Annotated in this window: 3 protein-coding genes; all 3 read right to left on the bottom strand. The window is 64.3% G+C overall.

The window, feature by feature from the left end; genetic code table 11:
• A partial coding sequence (locus tag DYI24_RS25985; protein WP_502706380.1) for a thioesterase family protein occupies window positions 1-186 on the bottom strand: 186 nt, incomplete at its 3' end.
• 168 nt (window positions 187-354) lie between these two features.
• Window positions 355-558, bottom strand: a complete 204-nt coding sequence (locus tag DYI24_RS25990; protein ID WP_011156741.1) for a tautomerase family protein — start codon at window positions 556-558, stop codon at window positions 355-357.
• 138 nt (window positions 559-696) lie between these two features.
• A partial coding sequence (locus DYI24_RS25995; RefSeq protein ID WP_164574359.1) for an ATP phosphoribosyltransferase regulatory subunit occupies window positions 697-1,784 on the bottom strand: 1,088 nt, incomplete at its 5' end.

Below are 1,784 nucleotides of genomic sequence, written 5' to 3' on the forward strand. Positions count from 1 at the left end.
CACCCAGCCTTGGGGAAGCTTCGGCGCGATCGCGTCGCCCGAGGTCATTTCCATCACCAGGATCATCATCGGGGTCGCGAACACCGCCGGCATCGACGGCACGAAGTGCTGCACGGTGATGTCCTGCGTCACCGTGGTCAGCCGCTCGGCGCTCATGCCGACGGTGATGAAGTCGCGTGCGTCCATCGCAGTCTTCCTTGCTAATTGCCCCGCCGCACTCTCGTCATTCCGGCGCGCCGCGCGAGCGGCGAACCCGGAATCCCGAAGTGATCAGCCAACCATTCAACAGCGCGAGATTCCGGGTTCGCTCACGTCGTGAGCGCCCCGGAATGACGACGGATGGGACAGAATGACCTACTTGCCCTGCGCCGCCTTGCGCTCGACGAAGGTCTTGCCGCCCTTCATTTTGTTGGTGAGCGGAGCTTCGTTGATCTGAATCACCACGTCTTCGGCGGCGACGCCAAGATGCGTCACCAGCGCCTGGGTGATGTCGCGCATCATCCCGGCCTTCTGCTCATCGGTGCGGCCAGCGGCCATGTTGACGGTGATCTCGGGCATCGGTGGTTTCTCCCGTTTTGCTTGGTCTTTGTTGTTGTTGTCATTCCGGGGCACGCATCGCGCGAACCCGGAATCTCATGGTGCCCTGAGTTTCGGGATTCCGGGGCCGCTCGCTGCGCGAGCGCCCCGGAATGACGACTAACTCCAGCTCACCCCGCGGCGCTGCAGCAGCTCCTGCACCTTGGCGACCAGCTCATCCTCCTTGCAGGAGAACTGCGCCTCGGCCTGCTTCTTCAAGTACTCGTCGCGGTCCTTCTCCAGCGACGCCAGTTCGGCGCCCAGGATCAGGTCCTTGATCTGCACGATACCCTGCTGCTTCTCGTCCGAGCCTTGGATGATCGCGCAGGGCGAGTTGCGCTTGTCGGCGTATTTCATCTGCTGGCCGAGCGAATGCTTGGGATTGCCCAAGTACAATTCGGCGCGGATGCCGGCCTTGCGAAGCGTGGCGACCATCTTCTGGTAGCCGGCGATCTCGCCGCCGAACACGGTGACCACCACGGGGCCGGGCTGCGGCTTGTTGTCGAGCTGGCCGATCAGCGTCAGCGCCGCCTGCAGCCGCGACACCCCGATCGAGAATCCGGTCGCCGGCACCGGCTCGCCGCGGAAGCGCGACACCAGACCGTCATAGCGCCCGCCGCCGCCGACCGAGCCGAACCGAATTGGGCGGCCCTTTTCGTCCTTGGTCTCGAGCAGCAGTTCGACCTCGTACACCGGGCCCGTGTAGTACTCGAGGCCGCGGACGACGGAAGGATCGATGCGGATGCAATCGCCATAGCCGCCGGCTTCCGCCAGCTCCGCGATGGTGGCGAGTTCGGCGACGCCGTCGCCGCCGGTCTTCGAACCTTCGACCCGCGCCCGCATGTTGGCGACCGTCGCCTGGTTGTCGGCGCCCTGGGTGCTGACGCCGGCATCCTTGTCACCGGTGAAGCTGATGATCGCCTGGATCTGCGTGTCGTTCAGGCCGGCGCCGTTGGTGAAGTCGCCTTTGCCTTCCTCGCCGCCGTCCCAACGACCGGCGCCAAGTAGTAAGATGATATCCTTGATCGGAAACTTGTCGGCCTTATCGATCGCGCGCATCACGGTGAGCCACTGCGCGTCGCTGTCGATGCCTTGCGCTTCGCGGATGCCGTCAAGCACCTTGCGGTTATTCACCTTCACCATGTAGCTGCCGCGCGGGATGCCGAGCGCTTCCATGGTGTCGGCGGCCATCATGCACATTTCGGCGT

Origin of the sequence: Rhodopseudomonas sp. BR0C11 (assembly GCF_010820945.1) — a bacterium.
GTDB classification, from domain to species: Bacteria; Pseudomonadota; Alphaproteobacteria; order Rhizobiales; family Xanthobacteraceae; genus Rhodopseudomonas; species Rhodopseudomonas palustris_H.